The following is a 26,405-nucleotide window of genomic DNA, read 5'->3' as shown; positions in this document are numbered from 1 at the left end:
GCTGCCGGGAAGGCTCACTCCACCAGCAATTTCGCGCTGTGGTGCGACAAGATCCCGACGAACTGGTCGGCGGGCTGTGGCCGCGCGAACAGGAAACCCTGCCCCTGATGGCAACCGATCTCCTTCAGGAAGGCCAGTTGTTTTTCCGTCTCTACGCCCTCCATCACGACGTCGAGCCCCAGCGCGCGGCCCATCGCAACGATCGCGCGCACGATCGCGTCGTCCGTGCTGCCCGAACCGCAGTCCCTGAGGAACGACTGATCGATCTTCAGCGTATCGACGGGCAGATCCTTCAGATACACCAGCGACGAATATCCCGTCCCGAAATCGTCGATCGCCAGGCTGATCCCCCGGATCGCCAGTTCGCGCAGCAGGATGCCGATTTCCTCGCGGGTGTTCATCGCCATGCTTTCGAGCAGCTCGAGCTGTAGGCACTCGGTCGGCAACGTGGTTTCGCTGAGGATGGTCGTCAGGTCGCTGAGAAAATGGTCGGTAAGGCATTGCCGTGCCGACACGTTCACCGCCACACGTCCGAACTCGAAGCCCTCGTCGAGCCAGCGGCACGCCTGGCGGCAGGCTTCGTGGAGCACCCACCGGCCGATCGGGACGATCAGCGCGGACCGCTCCGCGAGCCCAATGAAGTCACCCGGCGGTACCAGCCCCCTGCGTGGATGCAACCAGCGCAGCAACGCCTCCACGCCGACGATCCGGCCGCTGGCCAGATCGAATTGCGGCTGGTAGAACAGGCGGAATTCATTCTGCTCGAGCGCGCGGTGCAACTCGCCGAGCATATCCAGCTGCTCGATCGCCGACGACGTCATCTTGCTCTCGAAGAACTGGAACACGTTCCTGCCGCGACTCTTCGCGCCGTACATCGCCTGGTCCGCGAGCAGGATCAAGTGCTCCGCCTCGATCCCGTCGTCCGGATAGATGCTGATGCCGATGCTCGGTGTGACGAAGACCTCGCGACCGCCGATATCGATGGGCCGCGCCACTTCGTCCAGCAGCCTGCGCGCAATGCGCCCGACGTCGCGGACGTCGTCGAACTCCTCGAGCACGAGCGCGAATTCGTCGCCGCCCATGCGTGCCACAGTGTCGTTCGCGAGCACTTCCGCGACGATGCGTCCCGCGACGATCTTCAACACCTCATCGCCGGCGTTGTGGCCGAGCGTATCGTTGACCAGCTTGAAGCGGTCGAGATCGAGGTACATCACCGCGACCTTGCGACCGAGTCGCTTGGCCTGGACGATCGCGTGCGCGAGCCGCTCCTCGAACAGCGCCCGGTTCGCGAGATTGGTGAGCACGTCGTGCGTGGCGAGATAGCCCAGCCGTTCCTCCGCCTGGCGCCGCTGCGTGATGTCGGAAAAGATTGCCGCGTAGTGGGATATCTCGCCTGCGTTGTCGCGAATGCTGGTGATCGTCAGGTATTCGAGAAACAACTCGCCGGTCTTGCGGCGATTCCAGATTTCGCCTTGCCAGTGGCCGTCGGTGGTCAGCGAATGCCACAGCTGCTTGTAGAATTCGGGCGTCTGGCGCCCTGAACTCAGCAGGCCCGGGTTGCGCCCGATCACTTCGTCCTCGGTGTACCCGGTCAGGCGCGTGAAGGCCCGGTTGACGCGCTCGATCTTCGCATGCCGGTCGGTCACCATGATGCCTTCGAGCGCCGATTCGAACACCCGATCCGCCATGCGCAGGTTGAAGCGGGCGAGACCCAGCGCTTCGTCGCGCTCGCGCAAGGCGCTGCGCAGCTCGTTCGCGTATTCGTGCTCGATGCTCTTCAGCACGTCCGCGAAACAGAGCAGCCCGGTGAGCTTGCCATCCTCGTCCTGGATGCCGACGTGGCGCATGTTGTGCTCGGTCATGAAGCGCTGCGCGGCATACAGACTCTGCCGGGCGGACAGCATCTGCAGCGGCCTGCTGGCGAAGGCCCCGACCGCGCCTTGGGCCCCGCCGTTCGCCAGGAGCCGGACGACGTCCCGTTCGGTCAGGATGCCGCGCTCGCCGTCGTCGTAGACGACGAGGATCGCATCGAGCTGTTGCGTGCGCATCTGCGCGATGACTGCATGCAGCGCGGCATGCTCGGGCACGACGACGGGCGGATGGACGGAGATCGATTCGATCGGCTTCAGGTGGAGGAAGAATTCCGGCCCCTGGTTCACGACGACGTCGGTCTGCGTCAGCACACCGATCGCGGCGCCATCCCGGACCACCACGAAGTGCCGCACGCCCGACTGCGTGAACTTCATCGCAGCTTCACCCAGCGGCGTACTTGCCTCGAGCGTCAGCACCGGATGGCTCATCACCTCGCCGACCGGCCGATCGAGCCCGCGCGGATCGTCGCCGGCCGACAGTGCATCGTGCTCGGTCCAGATCCCGACGACCTGGTCGTCCTGCATCACGACGATCGAGCTGCAGTGCTCGGCGAACATGCGTCGTGCGACCTCTCGCACCGGCGTGGCAGGTGCGCAAGACAGAATCTGACGCGCGACCAGGCGCGCAATCGGGACATCGTAACTGTTCGGATACATTCTCTAACCAACACGAAAAACCTTGCCGGCGCATTGCGATCCGGCAACCTGCGGGCTCGTCTGCGGCGGCAGGCAAGATCCGATGTCGCTCGCCTCGAATGGTTGCATACTCATCGAGCTCGCAAGCGGGGTATTGCCCCGTCGTTCGAGGCGGCGAGCGCGGTGCCGTGACCGTCGGCACCACATTCGGCGGTCGCACGCCCAGTGCATCCAGACGCGGAAGCATTGCCCTCCCAAGGGCAGCCACCCTGCGTTAACGACAGGTTCGGACAAGAGTTGAGTGCCGTGACGACATCCGTGCGGCGTGGCGGCAAGTCGAACGGCTGCGGGCAAGGTGGCCGGTCGATACTCCCGCTACTTCTCGAACAACAAAAAAGGCCCTTGCGGGCCTCTGATGGACGAAGGAGCAACGCTTATTGCGTCAACGCTGTAAACCCTTCCAGCAACCGCTCGACATCGGCCGCGCCAATCGCGCCCATCGTCGAAATCCGGAACAGTTCTTTCGACAGCCCGCCTTGCCCCGCATAAATGACGAAGCCGCGCGCCTTCAGGCCGTCGTGCAGCGTCTCGTACGTGACGCCCTGCGGCAGCCGATACGCGCGCAGCACGACCGACGATGCGCCTTCGGGCAGCACGAGCGGCATTCCGCGCGCCGCGAGCCCGGCCTGCGCCTGGTCGGCGAGCGCCTTGTAGTGCGCATGACGCGCACGCCAGCCGCCGGCTTCGTCGAACTCGCGCAGCGCCTCGACGAGCGCGTAATACGCGTGCACGGACGGCGTGAACGGCGTGTTGCGCTGATCCTGCAGCTTCGCCAGACGGCCGAGGTCGAGGTAGTAGGTCCGGCTCGCGGCCTTCGCGAGCGCGCTGCGGCGCACGATCACGAACGCGGCACCCGGCACGCCGTGCAGGCACTTGTTCGCGGTCGCGGCGACCGCGTCGATCACGCCGCCGGCAAAATCGATCGCTTCGGCGCCGAAGCTGCTGACGCCGTCGACGAGCATTTTCACGCCGCGTGCGCGGCACACGTCGGCGATCGCGCCGAGGTCGTTCAGCCGGCCGGTCGTCGTTTCGTGATGAATCACCGCGACGTGCGAATAACCGCCCGCGTCGAGACGCGCGGCGATCTGCGCGAGATCGGGTGCTTGCATCCATTCGTGCTTCAGCACGTCGTGCGCGATTCCGTACTGCGTCGCGATCTGCGTGATGCGCTCGCCGTACACGCCGTTCTCGATCACGAGAAGCTTGCCGTCCTGCGGCACGAGCGCGGCGATCATGCTTTCGACGGCGGCGGTGCCCGAGCCCGTCATCAGCACGGCGGCCCATTCGGCCGGATCGAGCGCGTAGGCGGCGACGAGGCGCGCACGCGCTTCATCCTGCAGATCGAAGAATTCGCTTTCGCGATGGCACAGGTCGGGTTGCAGCAGGCTGCGGCGCACGCGTTCGGTGAGCGTGACGGGGCCAGGGTTCAGCAGCAGCATCAATGGGCTCCTTCAACGTGGGCTTCGGTCTGCGCGGCGCCGATGTGCCGCATCAGACGGGTCTTGACCTCGACCGGCGTGACGGTCGGGCGGGGCAGGCCGTCGGGCACGCCCGTGCGGATCGCCACGCGCACGAACTGCACGCCGTCGGCTTGCGTCGCGAGCGTCGCATCGAGAACGTCGAGCGTATCGCCTTCGACGGCCGACGCGTAGCCACACGCGGCCGCGACGCCCGCGAACGACACATGCCGCGACACGGTTGCCTGGCCGCCGGTCGATTCGTGCGCGCCGTTGTCGAGCAGCACGTGCGTGAGGTTGGCCGGACCGTAGGTGCCGAGCGTCGCGAACACGCCCATGCGCATCAGCGCGGCGCCGTCGCCGTCGACCGCAACGACACGCAGGTCGGGGCGCGCGAGCGCGAGGCCGAGCGCGAGCGGCGTCACGCAACCCATCGAGCCGACCATGTACAACTGGTTCGGGCGATCGTCGATTGCGTAGAGTTCGCGGCCGCAGAAGCCGGTCGATGCGAGCACGACGGTCGAATCGACCGGCGTGTGCGCGATCACGCGCTGCAGCGCGTCGTGACGGGTCGGCCATGCGGCGGGCGCTTCGGCGTGCGATGACGACTGCGCGGCGACATGCGCACGCGGCTGCGCGGCCGGGTTCGCCTTCAGCTCATACGGCGCGACGCTGCCTTTCTGCATCACGAGCGCGTACGGGCGGCCCGTTGCGTCCATGTGCGCGATCGCGCGGTCGAGTGCCGGGCCGACCTGTTCGGGGTCGGTCGGGAACGTCTCCCACGGGATCTCCATCGTGTCGAGCATCGCCGGCGTGATCGGCCCCATCAGCGCGTGCTGCGGCTCGTCGGCCACGCCCGGCTGGCCGCGCCACGTGACGATCAGCAGTTGCGGCAGGCGGAACGTCCAGGTCAGCGACGTCAGCGGGCTCACCGCGTTGCCGAGCCCCGAGTTCTGCATCATCGCAATGCCGCGCTTGCCGCCGAGCGTCGCGCCCGCGATCAGCGCGACCGCGTCGCCTTCGTTCGCGGCCGACACGTAATTCAGCGTCGGGTCCTGCAGCACGTAATTGATGAACGGCGTCAGGTACGAGCAGGGCACGCCCGCGTACCAGTCGAAGCCGCGTTCGCGCGCGGCCTCGACGAACTGGGCCGCTTCGATCATTGCGCGCCCCCGTTGCCGGCACCCGGCTCCGACAGCGGCGTCTGGCCGTGCGCGAAGTCGCCCGCGCGGCGGAAGTCTTCGAGATCGTTGACGCCGCGCCAGTGGCCGTGCACGTACTGCACCTCGATCTTCTCGCCGGCGGCGATCAGTTCGTTGAGCAGGGACGGGATGTCGAGCGTGTCGAAATCCGGGCGCGCCTGCAGCGTGGCGAGCATCGCCTTCAGGCGATCGACGCCTGCGCCGCGCACGTTCAAGAGGCCGATCCAGCGGCCGTGCGGCGTGCCTGCGGCGACGTCGCTCGATACGCGTTGCAGATACGTCTTCTGGCCGAACAGGCCGCGATCGTCTACCGCCGAGCAGAGCGCGAAGTCGCGCACGCTCTGGTTGGTCTCCGTGAGCGACGAATCGACGACGACGCTGAACTCGGCCTCGCTCTCCGCCAGGTCGCGCAGGATGTAGCTGCGGAACAGCAGGTCGCCGTACGAGACCACGGTGTCGCCCGTCAGGCGTTCGGCCGCGCATGCGAGCGACGCGAGTTCGCCCGTCTGCGCATGGCGCTCGTTGACGACGAGCTTGATGCCCGACGTGTCGATCGCGTCGGCGCGATAGCCGCCGACCACGGTGATGTCGTTCACGCCGTGCTTCTTGAAGCCGTCGACGAGCCAGCGCAAGAGCGGCTTGCCGGCGACCGGCAGCATGACCTTGGGCTTGTCTTCGGTCACGGCTTCGAGGCCCTTGCCGCGGCTCGCGGCGAGCACGATCGCCGCGTTCGACGCGCGCGACGACGACGACAGGTAGATGCGCTCGGCTGCCGAGTATTCGTCGGCGTCCTGCAGGCGGAAGATTTCGTTGACCGACGCGACGCGGTCCTCGACGTTGATCAGCGTCTGGTTTTCGTGGATTTCGCGTGCGACGGACTGCATCGCCGATGCCGACGCACGGATCAGGTGGTTCGCCCAGATCACGGTGCTGATACCGGCCTGGCGGAACACGTCGGTCGGCGTGCTGTAGTACTTGGTCGGCACGATCACGAGCGGCGCCTTGCCGCTCCATTCGCGCGCGAACTGCAGGATCTCGTCCGGGCGCGACAGCTTGCTGTGGATCAGGATCGCGTCGGCACCGGCTTCCGCATACGCGTTCGCACGGCGCAGCGCCTCGTCCATCCCCCAGCCTGCGATCAGCGCCTCGACGCGCGCGACGATCGAGAAGTCGGGATCGCTCTGCGAATCCTTGCCGGCCTTGATCTTGCCGCAGAACTCGTCGATCTCCGCGAGCGGCTGGCGCTCGCCGTCGATGAAGCTGTTCGTCTTCGGGAACTGCTTGTCCTCGATGCACACCCCGGCGATGCCGCGCTGCTCCAGCTTCTTCACGAGGCGGCGCACGTTGTTGAAGTTGCCGTAGCCGGTGTCGCCGTCGAGCAGGATCGGCAGGTCGCTCGCGTCGGCCATGAACTCGAGCACGTCGACGACCTGCGTCCAGCTCGCTTCGTTGTTGTCGCGCACGCCGAACTGCGCGGAGATCGCGAGGCCCGATGCCCAGATCCCCTTGAAGCCGGCTTCGCGGACGATCCGTGCCGACAGGCCGTTGTGCGCTTCCATCAGGAATTCGAGGTCGCTGCTGACGAGCATGCGGCGCAGGCGTGCGCTGCGCGATTCGGAGAAGTTGGGTTCGCGTGCGTTCATCGTGCGGCTCCTGCGGTCGTGCGTTGAATCAGGGGGAGAATTTCTTGTGTGGCGCGTGCGACGTCGTTCGGGAAGTCGATCTCGATCCACGGCGAGCCCGTGACGTCGGCGACGTCGAACGAATGACCGCCTTCGAGCAGCAGGTCACGCACGGCTTCCTCGTGCGGCATGTTCGCGCGGCCGCTGTCGACGTAGCCCGCGACGATCGTCGCGAGGCGGCGCGCGGTGCCTTCGGTGAAGCGGAAGAAGCCGACCGACTCGCCGATCGTGTCGTACTCGAGGTCGACCGCGAGCTGCTTGCGCAGCTCGACCGGCACGCCGTTCTTCAGGCACAGCTTGACGGGCTCGTCGCCGGCCTCGAAATCGCGATCGATCAGCAGGCGGTCCACCGACTTGTCCGGATCGGCTACCAGCGCGTGGAGGATGTTCTCGTCGTACAGCACGTCGGCGTCCATCAGCAGCACGTCGCCGCCGCGCGTCATCGCATCGGCGACGGTGTGCACGGTCAGCACGCTGCCGAGGTCGTAGCGCTCGTTCAGCACGATCTCGGCGCTGCGGCCGAGGCGCGTGAGTTCCTGTTCGACCTTCCCGGACTGGAAGCCGAGCCCGAGCACGATTTCATCGACGCCGGCGGCGTCGAGCACGCGCAGATGGCGCTCGAGCAGCGACACGTCGTCGAAGCGCAGCAGGCACTTCGGGAATTGCGCCTCGGGCGGTTGTTGCAGGCGCAAGCCTAGGCCTGCCGCAAGAATGATGGCTCGCATGGGTTCTCCAACCAAAAAGCCGACGGATCTGAACGATCAGTCGGCGATGGGCTGCGGCGCGCGGCGCCGCTGCCAGTTTCTTTCACTGAAATGCAGATAGAGCAGGCCGGGCAGGCCGAGCGCGAGTTCGCGCGCGCGCTTCGCGAGCGACAGCGCGAGCGCCGCGTCGGGCGGCAGGCCGACCAGCGGGGCGAGCAGCAGGTAACCGCCTTCCTGTGCGCCGAGCGAGCCCGGGATCGCGAATGCCGCACCGCGAATCGCCTGGCCGACGCTCTCGAGCAGCAGTGCGTCGAGCCAGCTGACCGGGTGCCCGAGGAAGTGCAACGCGAGCCACACTTCCGCCGTGCCGACGATCCAGCCGACGAGGCTCAGTGCGAAGGTCTTCGCAACCTTCGCACGATCGCGGTACAGCGCGCCGACGGCGTCGTCGATCGCGTCCGCGCGGGTTGCGAGCGACGACCAGTCGCGCGGGCCGAGCAGCTTCGACGCGAGACGCAGCCCGCGGCCGAACAGCCCGCGCCGCTGCGCCACGTAGAACGCGACGGCGAGGGCGCCGAGCACGCCGGTGGCGATCAGCGCCGGCGTGCGCAGGTGGGCGACGGACTCGTGCGTCGCATACAGGCTGAACGTGGCGATGCCGATCAGCGCGAACGCCATCTGCGCGAGCGCCTGCATCGTCGTGCTGACGGTGACCGCGGCGGCTGCATCGGCCATCCGCGTGCCGCGCTGCGCGAGGTGGCGCACCATCAGCACCGGGCCGCCGATCTGCCCGGCGGGCAGCAGGCTGTTCACCGATTCGCCGACCCAGCGCGCGCGCAGCGCGTCGCCAAGCTCGGCGCCCGGCTGGCCGTGGCGGAACATCACCGAGATCGCCAGCGCGTCGATCACGAGCGGTACGACGTGGAATGCCGCGACGAGCGCGAGGCCCCAGCCGGCCGCGAGAAACGTCGACGCGACGGCGCCGACGCCCTGCCACGCGAGCAGGGCGACGAACAGTGCCGTTCCGAGGGACAGCAGGATCAGGCCGGCGCGTGTCATGACCCGGTCGACCGTCGCGTGGCCAGCTGCTTGAACACCTGGCGGAAACCGAAATACGCGATCGCGTCCTTCATGTTCGAGATGAAGCGCTTCCACGGCCGCATGCCGGGGTTGGTCACGTATTCGAAGGTGAGCGACACGCGCGTCTCGTTCTGGCCGAGCGGCGTGACGCGATGGCGCAGCTTGTCGCCGTCGAACAGCACGATGCCGCCGTCGGCGATCTGTACGGAGCCCGGCTCGTCGGGCACGTCCGGATTGCGCGTATGCAGTTCGTAGTCGAGCCGGCACGACGATTCGTCGATCACGCCGATCAGCAGCGTGTAGCGGCGGCCGTCGTAGTACGACGTGTCGTAGTGCCAGCCGATGTGGTCGCCCGGCTTCGTGTAGTAGTACAGCGCGTACGCGTGCGGATCGTCGTCCGGCGACAGCATCAGCTTGTCGCCGGTGATCTTCTCGAGGAAACCGATCAGCGCCTTCGACCGGTACAGCTCGGCGATGTACGGCGCCTGTTCGTCGATCGTGTGCCGGCTCACGCTGCCGCCCTGCTTGTGGCCGGGCAGGTAATTGCGGTTCAGGCCCGCCTGCATCGCGCGGGCGGCGGCCGCGAGCTTCGCGTGCGCGTCGGCCGGGAGGAATGCGTCGAGGTACAGGAACGACCCCTGGCGCGTGTAGTCGCCGCGCAGGCGCGCGAGGTCGAGACGGCCGACGCAGTCGGCCACGGTGCGATCGGGATCGGCCGCTGCCGCGCGCGCAGGCGCGGGGCGTGCCGGGCTCAGCACGGAGTCGTCGCGCGTGCTAGGAGTCATTTGGAAGCCTGGATTTCAGTTGAACTTTGAGCGCCCCCGGACCGGTCGCTGCGCGCCAGGCCCCCCGAGCGGGACACGAAAACCTGGGGCTGCTCGGTGTTTTCGTGCGGAAGGTTGCCGCGCCGAACGATGCGCCACCAGTCGATCACGACCCACGCGGCGAACAGCGGGGCGCCGATCGATGCCGCGAGCAGGAACGGCTGGACGCCGTCGACGAGCGTCACGATCGGCAGCAGGTAGAGCACGTCTTCCGTCTCGAAGCCGCCGGCGAACGCCTGCTTGGTGCCGGCCTTGCCGGCGATCGATTCGATCCGCATGCGCAGGAAGAAGATCAGCGCGACGGCTGCGCCGGCCAGCGCGCCGAGCAGTACCGGCGACGCGGCCATCTGGCCGCCCTGGGCGACGATGCCGACGCCCATGCTGACGAACAGCGCGACCGTCACGAGCGCGTCGGCCGCGAGGTCGTAAAAGTGACCGATCTTGCTGGACTTGCCGCTGATGCGCGCGAGTTCGCCGTCGGTGTGGTCGACGAAGTTCGACAGCACGATCAGGAATGCGCCCGCGTTGCTCCAGCCGAAGCCGCCTTGCGCAAGGCACCAGGCACCGGCGAGGCCGATCAGCAGACGAAGGGTGGTGAGGTGATTCGGGGTAACGGGCGTGTCGATCAGCGGCCGGACGAGCGCGCGCGCGAGCCGTGCATCCCAGGTGCGCGGCAGGGGCGGTTCGGAACGTGTAGAGGTTTTTCTTTGGTCCATCGGCGAAATATATACGGAATTGTAATTTGTTGCTTTTTGTTCGACCAATGTCCTGACATACGGGAGTGTTATCGCGCATTCCGGACATCGGCAGGTTGCAAACCGGATGCGCGACACGGCGTTCGCACAGGCGGACCTCACCTGATCCAGTGTGGTTCGCATCACGCGGCTGTCAAGGGCGGACGGGCCTTGCGCGCGGGTTTGGCGGCGATTCGCACGCGTCGGAGCGTTGATGTGCATCAGGCCTGCAAAAGCCGCGTCGGGCGACAATCAGCCGCGTCGATCGACGACCGGCCGTCGCATGCGGATTCTTCGCGTTGATGTGACTAATCTGGAAAGGTATCGATCGATTGACGTTCAGCCGTTCGTAATTTTCGCGCGGCAAACTGGCGGTCCGCTTTCGCGCACCTTTCGGATGCATGCGTTCGCGGCTGTCACAGAACTGTCGTTCGATACCCGGTGCATTCAGCAAGTATCTTTTGCATCCAGCGGACATTTCGCGGCGATGACGTCTGCGATACTCCGACCGTGCCCGTGGTGCCGGGCCGCCCCTCGCGGCCCCAAGGGCTTCGCGTCGCTCAGGAGACACCCCCCCGCGACGTCAACGACAGACCAAAAGCGTCAGATATACAGCCATGTCTTCTTCACGCATCCTCGCTCCCGCCCTGCGTTCGCTCGTCCGCACCGCCGACGAAGCCGCCGCGCTGATCCGTCCCGGCATGACCGTCGCCATGAGCGGCTTCACCGGCTCGGGCTATCCGAAGGCCGTGCCCGCCGCGCTCGCCGCCCACATCGACGCGGCCCACGCGCGCGGCGAGGACTTCCGGATCAACGTGCTGACGGGCGCATCGACCGCGCCGGAACTCGACGGCGCGCTCGCCCGCACCAACGGCATCTCGATGCGCCTGCCGTACCAGTCCGACCCGACGCTGCGCGACAAGATCAACGCCGGTGAAGTCGACTACCAGGACGTCCACCTGAGCCACGTCGCGCAATACGCATGGTTCGGGCTGTACGGCGACCTCGACGTCGCGATCGTCGAAGTCGCGGGCATCCGCGAGGACGGGCTGCTGATTCCGTCCGCGTCGATCGGCAACAACAAGACGTGGCTCGAGCAGGCGAAGCACGTGATCCTCGAAGTCAACTCGCGCCAGCCGCTCGGTCTCGACGGGATGCACGACGTCTATTACGGCACCGCGCTGCCGCCGCACCGCAAGCCGATTCCGCTGACGAAAAGCGACGACCGGATCGGCGAGCCGTACCTGCGCTGCCCGGCCGAGAAAATCGTCGCGATCGTCGAGACCGACGCGCCGGACCGCAGCAATGCGTTCTCCGCGCCGGACGCCACGTCGAAACAGATCGCGCATCAGCTGATCGACTTCCTGCGCCACGAAGTGAAGCGCGGCCGCCTGCCGGAAAACCTGCTGCCGCTGCAGTCGGGCGTCGGCAACATCACGAACGCGGTGCTCGCGGAACTGAGCTCGGCTGGCTTCTCGAACCTGACCGCATACACCGAAGTGATCCAGGACGGCATGCTCGACCTGCTCGACGACGGCACGCTGAGCTTCGCGTCGGCCACGGCGCTGTCGCTGAGCCCGGCCGCCGTGCAGCGATTCGCCGACGAGATCGCGACGTTCCGCGAAAAGATCCTGCTGCGCCCGCAGGAGATCAGCAACCATCCGGAACTCGTGCGCCGCCTCGGCTGCATCGCGATGAACGGGATGATCGAAGCCGACATCTACGGCAACGTGAACTCGACGCACGTGATGGGCACGAAGATCCAGAACGGCATCGGCGGCTCGGGCGACTTCGCCCGCAACGGCTATCTGTCGTGCTTCATGTCGGCCAGCACTGCGAAGGGCGGCGCGATCTCGCGGATCGTGCCGATGGCGAGCCACGTCGACCATACCGAGCATGACGTCGCGGTGGTCGTCACCGAGCAGGGGCTCGCCGACCTGCGCGGCCTGTCGCCGAAGCAGCGCGCACGCAAGATCATCGCGACCTGCGCGCATCCCGACTACCGGCCGATGCTCGAGGACTACTTCGAGCGCGCGTCGCGCGAGAGCTTCGGCAAGCACACGCCGCACCTGCTCGCCGAGGCGCTGTCGTGGCACGAACGCTACGTGCGCACCGGGACGATGAAGGCCTGACGTTGCGGCCCGCGGCGGGCATGCGCCCGTCGCATCGTCAATCCATCGCCGCGTGCGCGATGTCGGCGCTCGCCGTTTTCTGCGGCGGGCGGATCAGGAACAACAGCGGGATCATCAGCAGCGTCGCGACGAACATCAGCTTGAAGTCGTTCAGGTAGGCGATCATCGCGGCCTGCTGGTTGATCGTGCGGTCGAGCAGCGCGATGTCGACGTGGCTGCCGGCCATCGCCTGCACGGCCGGGTCGAACGGCGTGATGTGGGTCGCGAGGTCGGCATGCGCGACCTGCGTGTTGCGCGTCATCAGCGTCTGTACGATCGAGATGCCGATACTGCTGCCGATGTTGCGCATCAGGCTGTAGGTGGCCGTGCCGTCCGCGCGCAGCTCCGGCTGCAGCGTCGAGAACGACAGCGCGCTCAGCGGCACGAACACGAGTCCCAGCCCGAAGCCCTGGACCACCCCGGGCCACACGATGTCCGCCTCGGACAGCACGATCGTGTACTGCATCATCTGCCACAGCGCGAGCGCGGAAATCGCCAGCCCGGCGAACAGCAGCGCACGCGCATCCACGTATTTCAACAAGCGCCCGACGAACAGCATCGCGATCATCGTGCCGGCGCCGCTCGGCGCGGTGACGAGGCCCGTCGTCGCGACCGGATAGCCCATCAGGTTCTGCAGCATCGGCGGTAACAGCGCGCGCGTCGCGTACAGCACCGCGCCGACGACGAAGATGAACAGCGTGCCGGTCGCGAAGTTCGGGTCGCGCAGCAGCTCCGACTTGAAGAACGACGCCTTGCCGACGGTGGCCGTATGCACGAGAAAGAATGCGAAGGCGAGGGCGGCGACGAGCGCCTCGATGCGGATTTCGTACGAGCCGAACCAGTCGAGCTGTTCGCCGCGGTCGAGCATCGCCTGGAACGCGCCGATCGCGAGCGCGAGCGTCGCGAAGCCGAACGCATCGAATTTCACGTGCGGACGCGGCGCGCGCGCCGGCAGGAAGGTCAGCACGCCGGCCAGCGCGAACGCGCCGATCGGCACGTTGATGAAGAATACCCAGCGCCAGTTGTAGCTGTCGGTGAGCCAGCCGCCGAGCGTCGGGCCGAGGATCGGGCCGACCATCACGCCCATCCCCCAGATCGCCATCGCCTGGCCCTGTTTCTCGCGTGGATTGATGTCGAGCAGGATCGACTGCGACAGCGGCACCAGCGCGGCGCCGAACACGCCCTGCAGCAGCCGCGCGCCGACGATCTGCACGAGCGACTCGGACAGCCCGCACAGCGCGGACGCGATCGTGAAGCCCGCGATCGAGAGCGTCAGCAGCCGCTTCATGCTGAGGCGATCGGAAAGCCAGCCGGTCAGCGGCGTCGCGATCGCCGCGGCGACGATGTAGGAGGTCAGCACCCAGGTGATTTCGTCCTGCGACGCGGACAGCGTGCCCTGCATATGCGGTAGCGCGACGTTCGCGATCGTGCTGTCGAGGGTCTGGATCAGCGTCGCGAGCATGATCGACAGGGTCAGCATCGGCCGGTTGAGGGCGGGCGGCGAGGCGGCGTCGGCGGCGGCGGGATTCAAGCGGGGTGTCTCCGTGGGGCAGTCGCCGTGGGCGGCGATCCGGTATGGCTCGAATTATAAGCACGCTTATTATATTCGTGCTCATCGCTTGACCCGAGCCGCGGGCGATTTCCGGCCTGCCCCTATAATCGCCGCATGGACAAGACTTACGAGAACCGGATCGGCTACCTGATTTCCGATGTGGCCCGTCTGCAAGGACGCCTGTTCGACCGACGCGCGAAGCGCCTCGGACTGACGCGCGCGCAAAGCCGCGTCCTCGCATACCTGACGTGGAAGGGCGAGATGAATCAGGCACGGCTCGCGGAATGGCTCGAGATCACGCCGATCTCGCTGACGCGGCTGCTCGACCGGATGGAAGGCTGCGGGTGGATCGAACGCATCGCGAACGACGACGATCGCCGCGCGTTCGTGATCCGGCTGACCGACAAGTCGCGTGACATCTTTCCGCAGATGCTGGAGGTGGGCGACACTGTCACCGACGACGGGTTGCGCGGCTTCACGCGCGACGAGCGCGACACGCTCGTGCGCCTGCTCGGGCGCGTGCGCCACAACCTGATCGACAGCGGCGGCGAATGAACGCGGTGCGCGGTGCTCGACGACCCAGCGCCGCCAGCCCGAACGGTCGCGGCGACGCGGCGTGTCGGGACGTCGGGACGCGCGTCGGTTTCGGCGGGGGCATGGCGGTCCAGGCTTGTGTCGAACGAGTCGAGCGGCCATGTTGCAACTTCAAGTTCACTCGAGATCGAGCATGAGCCGTCTGGATATCGCCGAAGTCGCGCGCCGCTCGGGATTGCCCGCGTCGACGCTGCGCTACTACGAGGAAAAGGGATTGATCGCGCCGAACGGCCGTCACGGGCTGCGGCGCCAGTACGACGAGTCGGTGCTGGAGCGTCTTGCGCTGATCGCGCTCGGCCGCGAGGCCGGCTTTTCGCTGGACGACATCCTCGCGATGTTCGGTGCGGACGGCCGGCCTGCGATCGATCGCGCGAAGCTCGACGACAAGGCCGACGAGCTCGATCGCACGATCCGCCGTCTCGGCGCGGTGCGCGACGCGTTGCGGCACGCGGCCGTCTGCCCGGCGCCGAGTCATCTCGAGTGTCCGTCGTTCCGCAAGCTGTTGCGCATCGTGGCGCATCGTCATCCGGCGCGCCGCACGAAGACGGAAGGCGCGTAAGCGGTCAGGCGTTCCGGTTTGTCGAAGCGTGGGCGCTCGAGCGTGCCACGGGGCGGCCGTACTGCCGCGGCTGGCCTCCCGAGCGACTCATCCCGCGTAATACACGCGGCATTCCATCTCGCGTCCGCGCACGATGCGTTTGCCGACGAGCGAGCCGAGCGTTTCGGTGACGACGGTCCGCTGGTTCTCGCATTGCAACGCATCGTAGAAGTAGAGCGCGACCCAGTCCGCGGTGCGACCGGACGCCTGCGGACGCACGGGATACGGGCACAGCGCGGTGAAATGCCAGCCGCCTTTCGTCATGTGCATCACGGGCGGCTGAATGCTCACGTCCGCGTTCAGGCGACGTGACACGAGCGTGGGCAGGATGCCGGCGGCGGCCTTGTTGCGGTACAGGCGGTCGATGTAAAGCAGCAGTTCGACCGGCGGCTCGGTGCCGAGGCTGGCGTCGCGCGCGTGGCCTTGCCAGCGCCGGCGCCGGCTCAGCACGTCGTCGAGCGCCGCGCGGATGCCGGCCGCGCGCCGCGGGCCGACGCCCGGAATCGCATCGAGTCGGCCGCTGCGGGCCGCGCGTTCAAGCTCCTCGAGCGTATCGATGTGCAATTGGTCGTGAATCCGCAACGCGAGCGCGTGGCCGATGCCCGGCACGGCTTCGAATGCGGACGTGCGCTCCGCGTCGCCGCGCAGCCGGTCGAGCAGCCGCCAGCGTCCCGTCACCAGCAGTTCGGCGATCGCCTGTGCGACGCCCGTGCCGATTTCCGGCAGTGCGCCGAGCGCATCGACGCCGCCCGCGTCGAACCGCGTGCGGATACCGTCTTCGAGCGACTCGATCGTATCGGCCGATGCGCGGTAGGCGGCCACCCGATAAGGATTCGCGCCCTGGTCGGCAAGCAACTGCGCGGCCTCGCGCAAGCAGGCCGCGATCTGCCGGTTTTCCTCGTGTGTTTGGCCGATGGTCGTTTGCATGTGCGGAGCCTGGAGATGTGCAAACGGAACGGACCCGGTGCGCAACGCCCCGGGTCCAAGTGTTATTTCAGCACATTGTCACGGCAAGCGACGAGCAAAATTTGATGCGCATCAATGGCAAACGTTGCACGGGCGGGACCGGTCCGCGCACGTTCGTGCCGGCGTGCGGCACGAACGCGCGACCCGTTACGCGTCGAGGAACGACTGCGCGCCCTCGGCCTCCGCGGCCATGCGCAGCGTGGCGAGCGCGCGCTTCTCGATCTGCCGCACGCGTTCGCGCGACATCCCCGCGTCCTGCGCGATCGCGTCGTAGGTGTCGGGTTCGGCACCGCCGAGGCCGAACCGCCGGCGCAGCACGTCAGCCTCGGCCGGCGTGACCGAGCGCAGCAGCGACGTCACGCATTCGCGCATGCGCGTGTCCGCCAGACGCTCGAACGGGCTCGCCGATGCCTGGTCCTCGAGGAGGTCGACCAGTCCGGTATCCGCGTCGGGCAGCGGCGTGTCGAGCGACAGCGGCTCGGCCGGCAGCGCGAGCACCGCGCGCAACTTGTCCTCGGCGAGCCCGGTCTCGGCGGCGAGTTCGGCCGGCGTCGCGCGGCGGCCCGTGCGCTGGCGCACGCGCAGCGCATGGCGTTGCACGCGCTGGTACTGGTCGCCGACGTGCACGGGCACGCGGATCGTGCGCGAGCGGTCGGCCACCGCGCGCGCGACCGCCTGCCGGATCCACCAGGTCGCGTATGTCGAGAACTTGAAGCCGCGCCGGTATTCGAATTTCTCGATCGCGCGCATCAGGCCGAGGCAGCCGTCCTGCACGAGATCGGGCAGGTCGACACCGCGGTTCATGTACTTGCGCGCGATCGACAGCACGAGGCGCAGGTTCGCCTCGAGCATCGCGCGCGTACCGTCACGCACTTTTTGCTGGCCGTCGCTCAGTGCGGCGCCGAGCGCGCGCCGCGCGACCGGGTCGAAGCACGCGGCGTCGGCGCACGCGGGGGCGTCCGTCCCGGCTGCGACCGGTGCGGCGGCGAGTGCGCGCAAGACGCGGCTCGCTTCGTCGACGGCCGGTGCAACCCATGCGAGCGAACCGAGCAGCGCGGCCAGACGGTTACGCGCGTCGCGATACTCGGCCGAACGGCAGCCCTGCGCGTGCAATGCGTCGCGCACGGCCGCAATCGCGTCATACAGCGTGTCGTAGCGCGCAGGTGCCGGCGTGTCGCCTCCGCCGTCGTCGACGTCATCGCCTTCGTTGGCGGCCGCGCCGGTTGAACGCGTTGCGGCATGGCGCGCCAGCAGCGCCTCGACGGCCGCCGGATAGCCGGCGAGCGCGTGCAGGATCTGATGGCGGCCCGTTTCGATCTCGCGGGCAAGCACGATTTCCTCCTCGCGCTTGAGCAGCGGCACCGCATGGATGCGCCGCATGTAGAGCGCGAGTGGATCGGTCGATGCACCGGTGCCGCGGGCGAGATCGCCGAGCAGCGCGCGGCCCTCGTCGAGGGCGTCGCGATCGACGTCGACCGGTGCCGCGCCCGCGAACGGCGCCGGCGCGGCGGGTTCGTCGAGCACGGCGATGCCGATGTCCGCAAGCGCGGCGCGCACGACGTCGAGCGCGTCGGGGCTGTCGCTTTCCGGCGGCAGCGCGTCGACGAGGTCGGCGTGCGTCAGATAACCCTGTTCGCCGGCAAGCGCCAGCAACTGGATGATCGGATCGAGGGGCGTGTCCGCCCGAAGCGTGGGGCGTGGCGTAGTCATGTCGATGGCGGCGCGAGCCGCGTTCCTGTCAGGGCGGGCCGAAGTCCGCGGGTTTCAGGCTCCCGGGGGCCGCGAACGCCCGTCCGCGCCGGCCAGCCTGACTCGATATCCAACTTGAGGGCATTTGCGCCAACTTCAACGCCGGTGCGGCTGACGCGCGAGCATGCGGCATGCCCGCTCGGTCGCGCCCCGTTCTTCGTTGCCGCGAAACAAAAAGTAACGGATCAAACCCGCAGAAATATGCAGGGGACGTAAGCTAGAGTCAGGCGCGCGCCACGCGGCGACGCGCCATTCCCTGCGGAGCCTCGAATGAACCCGATTCCCGCTGCGCGGCCTGCCGTCATGGCGCTGGCCATGCTCGCGCTGAGCGGCTGTTATTACACCGGCCCATACGGCTATGCGCCGCATTACGCACCCGTGCCTGCCACGGTGTCGCAGCGCGAGATCCCGGTGGCGCCGGCAGCCGCCGGACCGGTTGCGCCTCCGACGCCCGCGGTGCCGCCCCCGGCAGACGATAACACCTACGTACCGGCCCCGGTGTATCTCGCGCCGGCCTACGTGCCTTACCCGGCCTACTATCCCACGTACTACCCGGGCTGGTATGGGCCGCCCGTCTCGATTGGCCTCGGTTTCTGGGGGCATTGGGGCGGCGGCTACCGGGGCGGGTACTGGCACCGTCCGTGGGGCGGCGGCCACTGGGGAGGCGGCCATTGGGGCGGGGGCCATCGACACTGAATGACGCGCGGTGGCACCGCGCGGGAGAGCATCATGAGCAACACGATCATCCGCAGTCTCTGCGTCGTCCTGTTCGGCATCGCCGCGGTGCCGGGCGTCGCCGACGCGCAAAGCAGCGCCTACACGAACTCGCCGGCCGAAATCTATGCGGGGCCGGCACCCGATTATCCGGTCGTCGCACAGATTCCGCCCGGCACCGCGCTGGACGTGTTCGGTTGCCTGAGCGACTACTCGTGGTGCGACGTCGCGCTGCCTGGCGTGCGCGGCTGGATCGACGCGGAGCAGCTCGACTATCCGTACCAGGGCAATTACGTGCCGTTGCTCGAATATGGCGCGATCATCGGCGTGCCGGTGACCGGGTTTGCGATCGGCGCGTACTGGGATCGCTATTACCGCCATCGGCCGTGGTTTCACGATCGCGACCGCTGGGAGCGTCGTGCCGAGCCGCGCATCGGCCCCGGCGGGATGCCGCCCGCCTACGGGCACCCGCAGCAGGGCGGGCCGATCCAGCGCGCGCCGGGCGGTGCGCCACCGGAGCGGCATGATGCGCGGCCGTCGGCCACGCGTGGCGGCTGGAACGGCCCGAACCGCGCGCCGGCGCCGCAGGCCGCGCCCGCGCCTGCGCCGATGCCCGGCGCTCGTCAGCCCGCGCCGCCGCCGGCGCAGCCGCCCGCCCCCAGCGGGGGCGCGGCGCGGATGATGGCGCCGCCGACGTACCAGCAGCGCGGCGGTGGTGGTTACGGCGCACGGCCGCAAGGCGGTGGAAACAGCGGTGGGAATCACGGCGGCGGCGGTAACCGCGGCGGCGGCGGCGGCGGTGGAGCCGGATGGGGCGGCACCGACGAGTTTCGTCATTGATCGATTGGCGGCACGAGTGCCGCTGCTTCGGGCCGGCGCCGGACGAAAAAAAGCCGCTCCGGAGAGCGGCTTCTGGTTCACGCAGGCGGGCCGTTCGCGCGGCCCGTCGCCCGGTGTCAGTCGTCGAGCAGCGACAGGTCGCGCACGGCGCCCTTGTCGGCCGACATCACCAGCTTCGCATAGGCCTTCAGCGCAGCGGACACCTTGCGCGGGCGCGGTTGCGCCGGCTTCCAGCCCTTCGCGTTCTGCTCTTCGCGGCGACGCGCGAGTTCCTCATCCGACACCAGCACGTCGATCGTGCGGTTCGGGATGTCGATGCGGATCCTGTCGCCGTCGCGTACGAGGCCGATCGCGCCGCCCGCTGCCGCTTCCGGCGAGCAGTGACCGATCGACAGGCCAGACGTGCCGCCCGAGAACCGGCCGTCCGTCAGCAGCGCGCATGCCTTGCCGAGGCCCTTCGACTTGATGTAGCTCGTCGGGTACAGCATTTCCTGCATGCCGGGGCCGCCCTTCGGGCCTTCGTAGCGCACGATCACCACGTCGCCGGCCTTGACCTTGTCGTTCAGGATGTTCTCGACCGCTTCGTCCTGCGATTCGGTCACGTGAGCCGAGCCCTCGAACACGAGGATGCTTTCGTCGACGCCGGCCGTCTTCACCACGCAGCCGTCGAGCGCGATGTTGCCGGTCAGCACGGCCAGGCCGCCTTCCTTCGAGAACGCATGCTCGTACGAGCGGATGCAGCCTTCGGCGCGGTCGAGGTCGAGGCTCGGCCAGCGCGTGTTCTGGCTGAACGCGACCTGCGTCGGGATCCCGGCCGGGCCGGCCAGGTAGAACGTGCGGACCGCTTCGTCTTCCGTGCGGACGATGTCCCACTGGTCGAGCGCATCCTTCAGCGTCGGCGCGTGCACGGTCGGCACGTCGGTGTGCAGCTTGCCGGCGCGCTCGAGCTCGCCGAGGATCGCCATGATGCCGCCCGCACGGTGCACGTCTTCGATGTGGTACTTGTTCGTGTTCGGCGCGACCTTGCACAGCTGCGGCACGATGCGCGACAGGCGATCGATGTCCTTCATCGTGAAGTCGATGCCGGCTTCCCGCGCGATCGCCAGCAGGTGCAGGATCGTGTTGGTCGAACCACCCATCGCGATGTCGAGCGTCATCGCGTTCTCGAACGCCTTGAAGCCGACCGAGCGCGGCAGCACGCGCATGTCGTCCTGCTCGTAGTGCTGGCGGGTCAGCTCGACGATGCGGCGGCCGGCGCGCTTGAACAGCTGCTCGCGATCCGCGTGCGTCGCGACGACCGTGCCGTTGCCGGGCAGCGACAGGCCGAGCGCTTCGGTCAGGCAGTTCATCGAGTTCGCGGTGAACATGCCCGAGCACGAGCCGCAGGTCGGGCAGGCCGAGCGCTCGACTTCGGCGACGTCGGCATCCGAATACGACTGGTCGGCCGCGATCACCATCGCGTCGACGAGGTCGAGCTTCTTCAGTTCGACGGTCTTGGTGATCGGGTTCGCGAGGCGCGTCTTGCCGGCTTCCATCGGGCCGCCCGACACGAAGATCACCGGGATGTTGAGGCGCATCGCGGCCATCAGCATCCCCGGCGTGATCTTGTCGCAGTTCGAGATGCACACCATCGCGTCCGCGCAGTGCGCGTTCACCATGTACTCGACCGAGTCGGCGATGATGTCGCGGCTCGGCAGCGAATAGAGCATGCCGTCATGGCCCATCGCGATGCCGTCGTCGACCGCGATCGTGTTGAATTCCTTCGCGACGCCGCCGGCGGCCTCGATCTCGCGCGCGACGAGCTGGCCGAGATCCTTCAGGTGCACGTGCCCGGGCACGAACTGCGTGAACGAGTTGACGACCGCGATGATCGGTTTCGAGAAATCGTCGTCTTTCATGCCGGTGGCGCGCCACAGCGAGCGCGCACCTGCCATGTTGCGGCCGGCGGTGGAGGTTTTGGAACGGTATGTGGGCATGATGATGGCTGAAGAAATATCGCGGAAAAGGGTGGAGGCACGGGAATAGAGGCCTCTCGCGCGCCCGTGCGAACAACCTCTTGAGCTGCGCCCTGGGCAAACCCGACGATTATCCCACAGCCGCCGGGCGTGCGGCGCCCGCAGGCGCGGGCGTGCGGGCGCCGGGTGGGGCGCCAGGATGCGGGCGCGGGACACGCCGGTCGAACCGGACGACGGCTTCATCGCCCGTCCTGCCGGCGATGACGCCGCGCCTCGCGATCGTGCGTCAGTCGAGCAGCGTCAGGATTTCGTCGTACAAGGCTTTCGGAATCCGCACGCCGTGCGCGATGCTGCGCGCGCGGGCGTCGAAGCGCCGTTGCGACGGCAGCCGCGCGCCTTGCCCGGTGATCGACGCGAACATCCGCTCACCGCGCGCGAGGCCCGCGTCGAGGTCGTCGCCGAGGAACACCTTCGGGTCGAACGCGATCACGAGCTCGCCGTGGCACGGTGTCGCGCCGACGCCTTCGTCGAAGTCCATCGACTCCTGGCTCGTCATGTCGCCGATCAGCGCGCCGCCGAGCAGCTCGACCATCGCCGCGAGCGCCGAGCCCTTGTGCCCGCCGAACGTGCGCATCGCGCCCTGCAGCGCGGCCTTCGGATCGGTGGTCGGCTGGCCGTCGGGGCCGATCGCCCAGTGCGGCGGGATCGCCTTGCCCTGTTTTGCATGCAGCTCGATGTCGCCGCGCGCGATCGCGCTCGTCGCGAAATCGAATACGAACGGCACGCCGTCCGGGCGCGGCCATGCGAACGCGATCGGGTTCGTGCCGAACACCGGCTCGCGGCCGCCTTCGGGCGCGACCCAGCTGTGGCTCGGGTTCATCGCGATGCCGACCAGCCCCTCGGCGGCGATCGCCTCGACCTCGGGCCACAGCGCCGAGAAGTGGTAGCAGTGGTTGATCGCCATCGCGGCGATCCCGTGCTGCTTCGCCATCTCGACGAGCACCGGCAGGCCGGTTTCGAAGCTCAGCAGCGAGAAGCCGCGATGGGCGTCGACCGCGACGATCGACGACGATAGCCGGCGCAACGTCGGCACGGCTTGCGGGTCGACCTTGCCCTTCTTCAGCGAGCGCACGCACACGAGCAGCCGGTACACGCCGTGCGAGTGGCACTCGTCGCGCTGGCCCTGCGTGATCACACCCGCGATCGCCCGCGCGTGCGCATCGGACATCCCGTGGTGCGTCAGCACCCGCAGCGCGAGCGCATGGACCTCATCGAGCGACAGGACGACTTCGGCGAGCGGCTCAGACATCGCGCGCTTCCCGCGGTGCGGGCACGCCGTCGATGCGTTGCGGCACGTTCAGCGGGTTGCCGTTGCGGATGGCGTCGGGCAGCAGCGCGTCCGGTACGTCCTGGTACGACACGGGGCGCAGGAAACGCTCGATTGCGCGTGCGCCGACCGACGTCGTGCGCGTGTCGGACGTGGCCGGGAACGGGCCGCCGTGCACCATCGCATGACCGACCTCGACGCCCGTGCCGAAGCCGTTGACGAGAATGCGGCCGGCCTTGCGCTCGAGCGTCGGGCGCAGCGCGGTGAACAGCGCGGCGTCGCCGTCGGCGAGATGCGCGGCGATCGTCAACTGGCCTTCGAGCGATTTCAGCACGCGGTGCAGCGTGTCGGCATCGGGGCAGCGCACGATGAGCGACGCGGGGCCGAACACTTCGTCGCGCAGTTCGGGGTGGGCGATGAATGCGTCCGCCGAGGTCGCGAACAGCGCCGCGCGCGCCTGGTAGCGGCTGCCTTCCATGCCTTGCGCCAGCAGTTTGACCGCGTCGTGCTTGCTCAGCGCGGCCACGCCTTGCGCATAGCTCGCGTGGATGTGCGGCGTCAGCATCGTCTGCGCGGCGCTCGCCTGCAGGGCGGTGGCCGCCGCGGCTTCGAACGCGCGCAGCGCGGGGCCGTCGACCGCGAGCACGAGGCCCGGGTTGGTGCAGAACTGGCCGGCGCCGAGGGTGAGCGATGCGACGAACTGCGGCGCGATTGCGTCGTGGCGCGCGTCGAGCGCGGCCGGGAACAGCAGCACCGGGTTGATCGAGCTCATTTCCGCATAGACCGGAATCGGCTCGTGGCGCGCGGCCGCGATGTTCATCAGCGCGACGCCGCCGCGGCGCGAGCCGGTGAAACCGACGGCCTTGATGCGCGGATCGGCGACGAGCGCCTGGCCGATTTCGCGCGACGCGTCGAACAGCAGCGAGAACACGCCGGCCGGCAGCCCGCATTCGCGCACGGCCTGCTGGATCGCGCGGCCGACAAGCTCGGACGTGCCCGGATGCGCGGAGTGCGCCTTGACGATCACCGGGCAGCCGGCGGCGAGTGCCGACGCGGTATCGCCGCCCGCGACCGAGAACGCGAGCGGGAAGTTCGACGCGCCGAATACGGCAACCGGCCCGATCGCGACGTTGCGCAGGCGCAGGTCGACGCGCGGCAGCGGCTTGCGGTCCGGGCGAGCCGGATCGATGCGCGCGTCGACGTAACCGCCGTCGCGCACGAGCGACGCGAACAGCGCGAGCTGGCCGACCGTGCGCCCGCGTTCGCCTTCGATGCGTGCGCGCGGCAGGCCCGTTTCGGTGACGCAGCGCTCGATCAGGTCGTCCCCGAGCGCCATGATGTTGCGGCCGATCGCATCGAGAAACGCGGCGCGCTGCTCGGGGCGCGTCTCGCGATACGTGTCGAAGGCTTCGTCGGCGAGCGCGCAGGCCGTCTCCAGGTCGTGCAGGCTCGCGCCGCCGAACGCGGGTTCGAGCGGTTCGCCGGTTGCGGCGGCGATCGCGTGAAGGGTGCCGTTCTGTCCGGCGATGGCCGACTGGCCGATCAGGAGCTGACCTGTGAGTTGCATGGGTTTTCCTCGGAAAATGCGGGGCCGGGCGTGGTGCACCCGGCCGGAGTGAAATGGGGAACGCGGGTGTGTCAGTCTTCGTCGTCGTCGAGCTGCAGCTTGTCGGAACGGATGCCGGTGTTGGCGCCCCAGTAATAGATGACAAGCGCGACGGCCGCGACGACGACCGTGTCGTACGGATGCGCGAGCTGGCCCGTGCCGCCGAAGCCGCCGAAGTACGACAGCACGATCATGGCCGCATAGAACGCGATCAGCCACGCGGACGAACGCACCTGCTCGGCGAGGCTCAGGTGCGCGGTCGGCACCCAGCGGCGGCACGCGAGATAGATGACGAACATGACGATCTGCAGGCCGAGCAGCCAGGACACCGTGCCCCAGCCCGACCAGTAGACGATCAACGCGGCGATCACGAACGACGCGGGGCCGGTGATGCCGAACGCCACCGCGCGGAACGGCCGCGGCAGGCCGGGCGCGGTGCGGCGCAGCGCGGCGACCGACACGGGCGCGACCGCATAGCTCAGCACCAGCGCGGCGGACACGATGTTGATCAGCGCTTCCCACGACGGGAACGGCATGGTCCAGAAGATCGCGAGGCCGAACGTGAGCCACAGGCCCGCACGCGGGATGCCCGATGCTTCGTCGACGCGCGTGAACACCTTGAAGAACGTGCCCGTCTTCGCCCAGCCATAGACGACGCGCGGCGTCGCGTTCATGTAGATGTTGCCGCAGCCGCTCGGCGAGATCATCGCGTCGGCGACCACCATCACCGCGAGCCAGCCCACGCCGAGCGCGAGCGCGATGTCGCGGTACGGCAGCGAGAAGGCCTTGCTCACGTCGTGCCAGCCGGCGGCCAGCATGTCGGTCGGGATGCTGCCGATGAACGCGAGCTGCAGCAGCACGTAGATCAGCGTGGACAGGAGGATCGAGAGGATCAGCGCGATCGGGATCGTGCGCTGCGGATTCCGCACTTCGCTCGCGACCGACACGATCGGCGTGAGGCCGAGATACGCGAAGATGATGCCGCCGGCCGACACGGCCATCTCGATGCCCGGCATGCCGAACGGCGCGAAACCGTGCGCGGTGAGGTTGGCGGGCTTGAAGAACGTGAACAGCACCGCGATCACCGACAGCGGCACGATGAACTTGAAAATGCTGATGATGTTGTTCGCCTTCGCGAACGTCTTCACGCTCGAATAGTTCAGATAAAAGAAGAAGCACAGGAGCGCGGCCTGCACGAGCCAGCCGATCGTCGTCGGGTCGCTCGATCCCGCCTTGGTGAGGCCCGGGAACCACGCTGCAGCATACTGGCGCGCGGCGACCACTTCGATCGCGATCAGGCTCGAGAACGCGATCAGCGTGATGAAGCCCATCAGGTAGCCGAGCAGCGGGCCGTGCGAGAACACCGGGTAGCGAACCACGCCGCCCGCACGCGGCAGCGCGGCGCCGAGCTCGCAGTAGACGATGCCGAGCAGCAGCACCGCGAAGCCGCCGAGCAGCCACGAGAAGATGCCGGCCGGGCCGGCGATCGTCGACACGTGACTCGCGGCGAACAGCCACCCCGAACCGAAGATTGCACCGAGGCCGATGAACGTCAGGTCGGTCAGCGACAGCTGCTTCTTGAACTTGCCGTGACCGCCGTCGGCGGGCACGGAGCGGGAAAGCGGGACGGACGGGTGTGTGTTGCCTTGACCTGGCATAGGTTTGTCTCCTGGGAAATATCGGGGCAGGCGTGGCTTGCGCCGCGCTCCGACGAGCCGTGGCGCAACACCTGCCGGCCGGCGTGAGACCGGTTCGAACGGCCGCCGGGGCGGGCCGGGGCCTGTTCAAGTGCGGCGCAGGCTGGCGCCGCGGCGAACGGGCCCGTGCCGGCCATGCCGGACACGGAAATGGCGATGCAACAGGGGGAGGCCGTTGCACCGCCGGGGGGAAATCGGTCAGCGGTTCGCGCGGTTCCGTTCGGCGCGGTGCGCGGCGTCGAAAGCGATGGAAGCGCCCGGTACGAACCGGTTGCTGAGGGCGGGGAAAACTCCGGTCAGCTGGATGGCGTTTCGGCTCACTGCAATCTCCTGCTTCGTATCGGCCGACGACAGGCGCGTCGACGTGCAACCAGTATCGCCGTGCA

The 26,405-nt window shown here is 68.1% G+C and carries 21 protein-coding genes; 5 read left to right on the top strand and 16 right to left on the bottom strand.

Annotated elements, in window-relative coordinates; translation table 11 throughout:
• Nucleotides 1–14: 14 nt before the first annotated feature.
• The 8 genes from WS66_RS07760 to WS66_RS07725 all read right to left on the bottom strand — a co-directional run bounded on the left by WS66_RS07760 (nt 15) and on the right by WS66_RS07725 (nt 10,232).
• Nucleotides 15–2,528 (bottom strand): EAL domain-containing protein, encoded by a 2,514-nt coding sequence (locus WS66_RS07760; protein WP_059607818.1) that lies wholly within the window; start codon nt 2,526–2,528, stop codon nt 15–17.
• Nucleotides 2,529–2,941: 413 nt separating this feature from the next.
• Complete coding sequence (locus tag WS66_RS07755; RefSeq protein ID WP_059607819.1) at nt 2,942–4,006, bottom strand: 2-aminoethylphosphonate aminotransferase; 1,065 nt, start codon at nt 4,004–4,006, stop codon at nt 2,942–2,944.
• Nucleotides 4,006–5,187, bottom strand: a complete 1,182-nt coding sequence (aepY, locus tag WS66_RS07750) for a phosphonopyruvate decarboxylase (protein WP_059607820.1) — start codon at nt 5,185–5,187, stop codon at nt 4,006–4,008. The genes WS66_RS07755 and aepY overlap by 1 nt, the downstream gene beginning before the upstream one ends.
• On the bottom strand, nt 5,184–6,869 hold the full coding sequence (aepX, locus tag WS66_RS07745; protein WP_059607821.1) for a phosphoenolpyruvate mutase: 1,686 nt from the start codon (nt 6,867–6,869) through the stop codon (nt 5,184–5,186). The genes aepY and aepX overlap by 4 nt, the downstream gene beginning before the upstream one ends.
• Nucleotides 6,866–7,633, bottom strand: a complete 768-nt coding sequence (locus WS66_RS07740; protein WP_059607822.1) for a phosphocholine cytidylyltransferase family protein — start codon at nt 7,631–7,633, stop codon at nt 6,866–6,868. Before WS66_RS07740 ends, aepX begins: the two co-directional genes overlap by 4 nt.
• Nucleotides 7,634–7,669: 36 nt before the next feature.
• Nucleotides 7,670–8,671 (bottom strand): HpnL family protein, encoded by a 1,002-nt coding sequence (locus tag WS66_RS07735; RefSeq protein ID WP_059607823.1) that lies wholly within the window; start codon nt 8,669–8,671, stop codon nt 7,670–7,672.
• Entirely contained in the window at nt 8,668–9,477 is an 810-nt protein-coding gene (locus tag WS66_RS07730; protein WP_059607824.1) for a HalD/BesD family halogenase, read from the bottom strand. Before WS66_RS07730 ends, WS66_RS07735 begins: the two co-directional genes overlap by 4 nt.
• Complete coding sequence (locus tag WS66_RS07725) at nt 9,474–10,232, bottom strand: CDP-alcohol phosphatidyltransferase family protein (protein WP_059607825.1); 759 nt, start codon at nt 10,230–10,232, stop codon at nt 9,474–9,476. Before WS66_RS07725 ends, WS66_RS07730 begins: the two co-directional genes overlap by 4 nt.
• Nucleotides 10,233–10,867: 635 nt before the next feature.
• On the opposite strand from WS66_RS07725, the gene WS66_RS07720 reads away from it, so the two are divergent.
• The gene (locus tag WS66_RS07720; protein WP_059607826.1) at nt 10,868–12,382 is read left to right on the top strand and encodes an acetyl-CoA hydrolase/transferase family protein; all 1,515 of its coding nucleotides are present in this window, start codon (nt 10,868–10,870) and stop codon (nt 12,380–12,382) included.
• Nucleotides 12,383–12,419: 37 nt separating this feature from the next.
• On the opposite strand, the gene WS66_RS07715 is transcribed toward WS66_RS07720, so the two are convergent.
• Nucleotides 12,420–13,952: an MDR family MFS transporter gene (locus tag WS66_RS07715; RefSeq protein ID WP_059607827.1), complete on the bottom strand. Its 1,533-nt coding sequence runs from the start codon at nt 13,950–13,952 to the stop codon at nt 12,420–12,422.
• Between the two features lie 135 nt (nt 13,953–14,087).
• On the opposite strand from WS66_RS07715, the gene WS66_RS07710 reads away from it, so the two are divergent.
• Nucleotides 14,088–14,528 carry a MarR family winged helix-turn-helix transcriptional regulator gene (locus WS66_RS07710; protein ID WP_059466290.1) on the top strand — a complete coding sequence of 147 codons (441 nt, stop codon included), beginning with the start codon at nt 14,088–14,090 and terminating at the stop codon, nt 14,526–14,528.
• 172 nt (nt 14,529–14,700) lie between these two features.
• On the top strand, nt 14,701–15,126 hold the full coding sequence (locus WS66_RS07705; protein ID WP_059607828.1) for a helix-turn-helix domain-containing protein: 426 nt from the start codon (nt 14,701–14,703) through the stop codon (nt 15,124–15,126).
• An 87-nt stretch (nt 15,127–15,213) separates the two neighbouring features.
• On the opposite strand, the gene WS66_RS07700 is transcribed toward WS66_RS07705, so the two are convergent.
• Nucleotides 15,214–16,092 carry a helix-hairpin-helix domain-containing protein gene (locus WS66_RS07700; protein WP_059607829.1) on the bottom strand — a complete coding sequence of 293 codons (879 nt, stop codon included), beginning with the start codon at nt 16,090–16,092 and terminating at the stop codon, nt 15,214–15,216.
• Nucleotides 16,093–16,278: 186 nt separating this feature from the next.
• Nucleotides 16,279–17,841 (bottom strand): sigma-70 family RNA polymerase sigma factor, encoded by a 1,563-nt coding sequence (locus WS66_RS07695; protein WP_059607830.1) that lies wholly within the window; start codon nt 17,839–17,841, stop codon nt 16,279–16,281.
• Nucleotides 17,842–18,150: 309 nt separating this feature from the next.
• Here WS66_RS07695 and WS66_RS07690 point away from each other — a divergent pair, with 309 nt between their 5' ends.
• A complete protein-coding gene (locus WS66_RS07690) occupies nt 18,151–18,576 on the top strand; it encodes a hypothetical protein (protein ID WP_082729063.1) in 426 nt (141 codons plus the stop codon).
• 33 nt (nt 18,577–18,609) lie between these two features.
• Nucleotides 18,610–19,434, top strand: coding sequence for an SH3 domain-containing protein (locus tag WS66_RS07685; RefSeq protein WP_059607856.1), 825 nt, complete (start codon nt 18,610–18,612; stop codon nt 19,432–19,434).
• 116 nt (nt 19,435–19,550) lie between these two features.
• On the opposite strand, the gene ilvD is transcribed toward WS66_RS07685, so the two are convergent.
• The 5 genes from ilvD to WS66_RS34660 all read right to left on the bottom strand — a co-directional run bounded on the left by ilvD (nt 19,551) and on the right by WS66_RS34660 (nt 26,340).
• A complete protein-coding gene (ilvD, locus tag WS66_RS07680; protein ID WP_059607831.1) occupies nt 19,551–21,410 on the bottom strand; it encodes a dihydroxy-acid dehydratase in 1,860 nt (619 codons plus the stop codon).
• Between the two features lie 265 nt (nt 21,411–21,675).
• Nucleotides 21,676–22,698: an Ldh family oxidoreductase gene (locus WS66_RS07675; RefSeq protein ID WP_059607832.1), complete on the bottom strand. Its 1,023-nt coding sequence runs from the start codon at nt 22,696–22,698 to the stop codon at nt 21,676–21,678.
• Nucleotides 22,691–24,283 carry an aldehyde dehydrogenase (NADP(+)) gene (locus WS66_RS07670; protein WP_059607833.1) on the bottom strand — a complete coding sequence of 531 codons (1,593 nt, stop codon included), beginning with the start codon at nt 24,281–24,283 and terminating at the stop codon, nt 22,691–22,693. The genes WS66_RS07675 and WS66_RS07670 overlap by 8 nt, the downstream gene beginning before the upstream one ends.
• 71 nt (nt 24,284–24,354) lie before the next feature.
• Nucleotides 24,355–25,980, bottom strand: coding sequence for an APC family permease (locus tag WS66_RS07665; protein WP_059607834.1), 1,626 nt, complete (start codon nt 25,978–25,980; stop codon nt 24,355–24,357).
• 237 nt (nt 25,981–26,217) lie between these two features.
• A complete protein-coding gene (locus WS66_RS34660) occupies nt 26,218–26,340 on the bottom strand; it encodes a hypothetical protein (protein WP_257792068.1) in 123 nt (40 codons plus the stop codon).
• Nucleotides 26,341–26,405 lie beyond the last annotated feature (65 nt).

It is taken from the genome of Burkholderia sp. LA-2-3-30-S1-D2 (assembly GCF_001523915.2).
In the GTDB taxonomy this organism is placed as follows: Bacteria; Pseudomonadota; Gammaproteobacteria; order Burkholderiales; family Burkholderiaceae; genus Burkholderia; species Burkholderia diffusa.
This window is presented reverse-complemented; position numbering and strand designations above follow the sequence as displayed.

Coding starts and splice junctions, on each gene's coding strand:
- WS66_RS07760 (WP_059607818.1), bottom strand. CDS start 2,528: ATGTATCCGAACAGTTACGATGTCCCGATTGCGCGCCTGGTCGCGCGT.
- WS66_RS07755 (WP_059607819.1), bottom strand. CDS start 4,006: ATGCTGCTGCTGAACCCTGGCCCCGTCACGCTCACCGAACGCGTGCGC.
- aepY (WP_059607820.1), bottom strand. CDS start 5,187: ATGATCGAAGCGGCCCAGTTCGTCGAGGCCGCGCGCGAACGCGGCTTC.
- aepX (WP_059607821.1), bottom strand. CDS start 6,869: ATGAACGCACGCGAACCCAACTTCTCCGAATCGCGCAGCGCACGCCTG.
- WS66_RS07740 (WP_059607822.1), bottom strand. CDS start 7,633: ATGCGAGCCATCATTCTTGCGGCAGGCCTAGGCTTGCGCCTGCAACAA.
- WS66_RS07735 (WP_059607823.1), bottom strand. CDS start 8,671: ATGACACGCGCCGGCCTGATCCTGCTGTCCCTCGGAACGGCACTGTTC.
- WS66_RS07730 (WP_059607824.1), bottom strand. CDS start 9,477: ATGACTCCTAGCACGCGCGACGACTCCGTGCTGAGCCCGGCACGCCCC.
- WS66_RS07725 (WP_059607825.1), bottom strand. CDS start 10,232: ATGGACCAAAGAAAAACCTCTACACGTTCCGAACCGCCCCTGCCGCGC.
- WS66_RS07720 (WP_059607826.1), top strand. CDS start 10,868: ATGTCTTCTTCACGCATCCTCGCTCCCGCCCTGCGTTCGCTCGTCCGC.
- WS66_RS07710 (WP_059466290.1), top strand. CDS start 14,088: ATGGACAAGACTTACGAGAACCGGATCGGCTACCTGATTTCCGATGTG.
- WS66_RS07705 (WP_059607828.1), top strand. CDS start 14,701: ATGAGCCGTCTGGATATCGCCGAAGTCGCGCGCCGCTCGGGATTGCCC.
- WS66_RS07700 (WP_059607829.1), bottom strand. CDS start 16,092: ATGCAAACGACCATCGGCCAAACACACGAGGAAAACCGGCAGATCGCG.
- WS66_RS07695 (WP_059607830.1), bottom strand. CDS start 17,841: ATGACTACGCCACGCCCCACGCTTCGGGCGGACACGCCCCTCGATCCG.
- WS66_RS07690 (WP_082729063.1), top strand. CDS start 18,151: ATGAACCCGATTCCCGCTGCGCGGCCTGCCGTCATGGCGCTGGCCATG.
- WS66_RS07685 (WP_059607856.1), top strand. CDS start 18,610: ATGAGCAACACGATCATCCGCAGTCTCTGCGTCGTCCTGTTCGGCATC.
- ilvD (WP_059607831.1), bottom strand. CDS start 21,410: ATGCCCACATACCGTTCCAAAACCTCCACCGCCGGCCGCAACATGGCA.
- WS66_RS07675 (WP_059607832.1), bottom strand. CDS start 22,698: ATGTCTGAGCCGCTCGCCGAAGTCGTCCTGTCGCTCGATGAGGTCCAT.
- WS66_RS07670 (WP_059607833.1), bottom strand. CDS start 24,283: ATGCAACTCACAGGTCAGCTCCTGATCGGCCAGTCGGCCATCGCCGGA.
- WS66_RS07665 (WP_059607834.1), bottom strand. CDS start 25,980: ATGCCAGGTCAAGGCAACACACACCCGTCCGTCCCGCTTTCCCGCTCC.